Annotated in this window: 4 protein-coding genes; all 4 read right to left on the bottom strand. The window is 68.3% G+C overall.

The annotated features are described in order from the left end of the window. Positions 1–673 (bottom strand): orotidine-5'-phosphate decarboxylase (gene pyrF / locus Y706_RS24730; RefSeq protein WP_043435828.1); only part of this gene is annotated, 673 nt, incomplete at its 3' end. Continuing rightward, entirely contained in the window at positions 666–3,965 is a 3,300-nt protein-coding gene (gene carB, locus Y706_RS0109820) for a carbamoyl-phosphate synthase large subunit (RefSeq protein ID WP_028276461.1), read from the bottom strand. The genes carB and pyrF, both read right to left, overlap by 8 nt. After that, positions 3,965–5,203, bottom strand: a complete 1,239-nt coding sequence (carA, locus tag Y706_RS0109825; protein ID WP_028276462.1) for a glutamine-hydrolyzing carbamoyl-phosphate synthase small subunit — start codon at positions 5,201–5,203, stop codon at positions 3,965–3,967. The genes carB and carA overlap by 1 nt, the downstream gene beginning before the upstream one ends. A gap of 52 nt (positions 5,204–5,255) precedes the next feature. Next, a partial coding sequence (locus Y706_RS29220; RefSeq protein ID WP_028276463.1) for a PH-like domain-containing protein occupies positions 5,256–5,621 on the bottom strand: 366 nt, incomplete at its 5' end.

Consider the following 5,621-nt stretch of genomic DNA (forward strand, 5'->3'; position numbering starts at 1 on the left):
GCGCCAGATCGATATCCAGTGCGGAAAGGGCCGAGCCCACCGTGGCACCGACCACCAGGCCCACGGAACCGAGCGAACCGTCATAGCGCTGGTTCTCCACCGCGGCCGCTTCGGTGATCCGCCGTGCGACGGAATCGGCCCCGCCGACGTGCTGGACCGAGGCGCCCTCCGGATTCGAGGTCAGCGCGAGGACGAACACCCCGCGCCCGGTCGCGGCCGCCAGGTCCAGGGCGGGCCGGAGCGACTCGAAGCCCAGGTAGGGGCTCAACGTCACCGAATCCGCGGCCAGGGCCGAGCCGTCCCGCAGCCAGGCGTCGGCGTAGGCGGCCATGGTGGAGCCGATGTCGCCGCGTTTGGCGTCCGCGATGGTCAGCACGGACGCTTCCGCCGCCGCGGCCAGGGTGCGTTCGAGCACGGCGATTCCAGCCGATCCGTGGCGCTCGTACAGGGCCACCTGCGGTTTCACCGCGGCAGCGAGGGAGCCCACGGCCTCCAGCACGGTCAGCGAGAAGCGTTCCAGCCCGGCGGCGTCGTCAGTGAGCCCCCAGCGCTGCAGCAGCGCCGGGTGCGGGTCGATGCCGACGCACAGCGGGCCGCGGTCCGCCATGGCCCGCCCCAGCCGGGAGCCGAAGGTCTCCCGGCCGGCCGCCGGGGCGGTGGATGCCTCAGGCATCCTGGAGCGCCTTCAGGTTCGCGGCGTGTTCCTGCAGGCTCGTGACCGACCATTCGTAGGTGCGCAGCGCCTCGATGGCCTGGACGGCGGCGTTGAACTCGGCCACGGTGGTGATGCACGGGATCCCGATCGAGGTCGCGGCGGCACGGAGTTCGTAGCCGTCGCTGCGGGCCTCGCCGCCGGAGGGGGTGTTGAAGACCATGTCGATCTCGCCGGCGATGATGAGGTCGGCGATGGTGCCTTCGCCTTCGGCGCTGGAACCTTCGGCGACCTTCCGGACCGGGGTGGCCTGGATCCCGTTGCGGCGGAGCACGTCGGCCGTGCCGCCGGTGGAGACGATCTCGAAGCCGAGGTCCGAGAGCCGCTTGACGCCCATGATGACCGAGCGCTTGTCCCGGTTGGCCACCGAGACGAAGATCTTGCCCTCGGTGGGCAGGGCGTTGTTCGCGGCCGCCTGGCTCTTGGCGAAGGCCGTGTCGAAGTGCTTGTCGATGCCCATGACCTCGCCCGTGGAGCGCATTTCCGGGCCGAGCAGGGAGTCGACCACCTTGCCCTCCGGGGTGCGGAAGCGGCTGAACGGCAGCACGGCTTCCTTGACCGAGACCGGCGCGTCCAGCGGCAGGGTGGAGCCGTCGCCGCTCTCCGGCAGCATCTTGTAGGCGCTGCGGAGCTGGTTGATGGTGACGCCGGTGCCGATCAGGGCCGCGGCTTTCGCCATCTGGACACCCGTGGCCTTGGAGACGAACGGGACGGTGCGGGACGCGCGCGGGTTGGCTTCGAGGACGTAGAGCACGTCGGAGGCCAGGGCGAACTGGATGTTGATCAGGCCGCGGACGCCCACGCCCTCGGCGATCGCCAGGGTGGCGGTCCGCACCCGTTCCAGCACGTTGCCGCCCAGGGTGATGGGCGGCAGGACGCAGGCCGAGTCGCCGGAGTGGATGCCGGCCTCCTCGATGTGTTCCATGATGCCGCCGAGGTACATCTCCGTGCCGTCGTAGAGGGCATCGACGTCGATCTCGACGGCGTCCTCGAGGAAGCGGTCGATCAGCACCGGGTGGTCGGGGGTGATCTCGGTGGCGTTGGCGATGTAGCGGGAGAGGTTGGGCTCGTCGTAGACGATCTCCATGCCGCGTCCGCCGAGGACGTAGGAGGGCCGGACCAGGACCGGGTAGCCGATCTCGTCGGCGATCTTCTTGGCGTCCTCGAAGGACACGGCGGTGCCGTTCTTCGGCGAGACGAGCCCGGCCTTGTCGAGGACGCGGGAGAAGGCGCCGCGGTGTTCGGCGAGGTCGATTGCCTCCGGCGAGGTGCCGAGGATCGGCACGCCGGCGTCGGCGAGCTGCTGGGCGAGCTTGAGCGGGGTCTGGCCGCCGAGCTGGACGAAGACGCCCATGACCCCACCGGTGCGCTCCTCGGCCGCGATGACCTCGAGGACGTCCTCCAGGGTGAGCGGTTCGAAGTAGAGCCGGGTGGAGACGTCGTAGTCGGTGGAGACGGTTTCCGGGTTGCAGTTGACCATCACGGTCTCGTAGCCGGCCTTGCGCAGCGCCATCGAGGCGTGCACGCAGGAGTAGTCGAACTCGATGCCCTGGCCGATCCGGTTGGGGCCGGACCCGAGGATGATGATGGACGGCTTGGCGTGCAGCGCAACCTCGTCCTCCTCGTCATAGGAGGAGTAGTGGTACGGGGTGTAGGCGGCGAACTCGGCCGCGCAGGTGTCCACGGTCTTGTAGACGGGACGGATGCCCAGGGCCTGCCGGACCCCGCGGACGACGTCCTCGGAGTTGTGGGTCAGCGCACCGATCTGTTCGTCGGAGAAGCCGTGGCGCTTGGCGCGGGTCAGCATCTCCGGCGTCAGCGCCGCGGCCTGGCGGATTTCGAGCGAGATCTCGTTCAGCAGCTGGAGCTGGTCCAGGTACCAGGGGTCGATCTTGGTCGCCTCGAAGAGCTGTTCCGCGGTGGCGCCGCCGAGCATGGCGCGCTGCACCTGGTGCAGGCGCTCGGTGGTGGGACGCTTGGCCTTCTCGATCAGCTCCGCGACTTCCCATTCCGGGACGTGGCTGAAGTCCAGCTGGGAGCCCTTCTGCTCCAGGGAGCGCAAGGCCTTCTGCAGCGCCTCGGTGAAGTTCCGGCCCATGGCCATGGCCTCGCCCACCGACTTCATGGTGGTGGTCAGGGTGGGGTCCGCCGCCGGGAACTTCTCGAACGCGAAGCGCGGGACCTTCACCACCACGTAGTCCAGGGTCGGTTCGAAGGACGCCGGGGTCTTCTGGGTGATGTCGTTCGGGATCTCGTCCAGGGTGTAGCCGAGGGACAGCTTCGTGGCGATCTTGGCGATCGCGAAGCCGGTGGCCTTGGACGCGAGGGCGGAGGAACGGGAGACGCGGGGGTTCATTTCGATCACGACGACGCGGCCGGTGTCCGGCTCGACGGCGAACTGGATGTTGCAGCCGCCGGTGTCGACGCCGACCTCGCGGATGACCGCGATGGAGATGTCGCGCAGCCGCTGGTATTCGCGGTCCGTCAGGGTCAGGGCCGGGGCGACAGTGATCGAGTCGCCGGTGTGTACGCCGACCGGGTCGAAGTTCTCGATGGAGCAGACCACCACGACGTTGTCGTTCTTGTCCCGCATCATCTCGAGCTCGTACTCCTTCCAGCCGAGGATGCTCTCTTCGAGCAGCACCTCGGACGTGGGGCTGTACTGCAGGCCCTGGCCGACGATCCGGCGCAGGTCCCCCTCGTCGTAGGCCAGCCCGGAGCCCAGGCCGCCCATGGTGAAGGAGGGACGGACGACCATCGGGTAACCGAGGTCACCGGCCGCGGCGAGTGCCTCGTCCATGGTGTGGATGATGTGGCTGCGGGCCGACTCGGCGCCGCAGCGCTCGACGACGCCCTTGAACTTCTCGCGGTCCTCGCCCAGCTCAATCGCGGCAATGTTGGCGCCGATCAGCTCGACGTTGTACTTCTCCAGGACGCCGTTCTTGTCCAGCGCGATGGCCGTGTTGAGGGCCGTCTGGCCGCCGAGGGTCGGCAGGAGCGCGTCGGGGCGCTCCTTGGCGATGATTTTCTCCACCACTTCGGGGGTGATCGGCTCGATGTAGGTCGCGTCCGCGAACTCGGGGTCCGTCATGATGGTGGCCGGGTTGGAGTTGACGAGGATGACCCGCAGGCCTTCCTCCTTGAGGACGCGCAGCGCCTGGGTGCCGGAGTAATCGAATTCGGCGGCCTGGCCGATCACGATCGGGCCGGACCCGATGACCATGACGCTCTTGAGGTCAGTTCTCTTGGGCATTACTTCGTGTCCTCAGTCTTGGAATCGGTGGCAGTCTTTGTGCCGGTCTCTGTCTTTGAAGAAGCGTCCGCCATCAGTTCGATGAAGCGGTCGAAGAGGTAGGCGGCGTCGTGCGGGCCGGCGGCCGCTTCGGGGTGGTACTGCACGGAGAAGGCCGGAATGTCGAGGCAGGACAGTCCTTCGACGACGTCGTCGTTGAGGCTCACGTGGCTGACCTCGACGCGGCCGAAGCGTTCCTCGGGGGCCTGGGTGGCGCCGTTGAGCGGGGCGTCGACGGCGAAGCCGTGGTTCTGCGAAGTGATTTCGACCTTGCCGGTGCGGCGGTCCATCACGGGCTGGTTCAGGCCGCGGTGGCCGTAGCGGAGCTTGTAGGTGCCGAACCCGAGGGCCCGGCCGAGGATCTGGTTGCCGAAGCAGATACCGAAGTACGGGATCTTCTCATCGAGCACGGAGCGCAGCAGCGCCACTTGGTTGTCCGCGGTGGCGGGGTCGCCGGGGCCGTTGGACATGAAGAAGCCGTCCGGGTTGACGGCCTGGACGTCGGCGAGGGTTGCCGTGGCGGGCAGCACGTGCACCCGCACCCCGCGCTCGGCGAACCGGACGGGGGTCATGCGCTTGATGCCCAAGTCGATAGCGGCAATGCTGAACCGCGGCTCGCCGTCCCAGCCGAAGTCCTTGGGCTCCACCGTGTAGGCGGCGTCCACGCTGACTTCCTCGGCGAGCCGTGAGCCTTCCATCGGCGCGCTGGCCAGGACGGCGTCGATGAGTTCCTTGTCCGTGGTGCGGGCGGCGTCGCCGGAGAAGATGCCGGCGCGCATGGTCTTGTGTTCGCGCAGGTGGCGGGTGATGGCGCGGGTGTCGACGCCCTGGATGCCGACGATCCCCTGCTCGACGAGCTCGTCGTCGAGGGGGCGTTCGGAACGCCAGTTGGAGGGCCGGCGCGCGGCGTCGCGGACGATGTAGCCGGCCACCCAGATGCGGCGGGACTCGGCGTCGTCGGTGTTGACGCCGGTGTTGCCAATGTGCGGCGCGGTCTGGACCACGAGCTGGCGTGCGTAGGAGGGGTCGGTGATGGTCTCCTGGTAGCCGGTCATGCCGGTCGCGAAGACTGCTTCGCCGAGGGCCGTTCCGGTGGCGCCGTAGCTGGTGCCGCGGAAAATCCGGCCGTCCTCGAGCACGAGGACCGCGGGGGTGGATGCTGCAGCGGCGGCCTTTGCTGGCTCTGCAGCTTCTGTCACTGATTTTTCTGACACTGCTGTTGCTGTCACTTCGTTGGGGTCCGTCACGTCGTTACTTTCCACTATCGGCTTCTGCCTGAGGGGCTGCGGAGATCAAATCTTGGAGGGTGGTGAGGAGCACGGCTTTGTCCTCGGCGCGGCGCGTCCGGTAGCCGGTGTCGAGTTCGTGGGAACCGAGCATCCAGCTGAGCACCAGCAGGCCGTCCTTTTCCACGAACTTTCCGGCCATGCCGCTTTCCTGCCGCACACCGGTCAGGCGTCCGGCCGGGATGAACACCGGGCCGGCGCCCGCGCGCTCGAACAGCACGCCTTCGGGGTGCACGGAGAGCTTGGCGTTGGTGCGGAGGCCCAGATTGTGCACGGCGATCCGGTCCAGCCAGTCGCCGGCGGTGGTGGAGGCGACGTACTGGCCGTCGGC

The sequence above is a fragment of the Arthrobacter sp. I3 genome (genome assembly GCF_000520575.1).
In the GTDB taxonomy this organism is placed as follows: Bacteria; Actinomycetota; Actinomycetes; order Actinomycetales; family Micrococcaceae; genus Arthrobacter; species Arthrobacter humicola_A.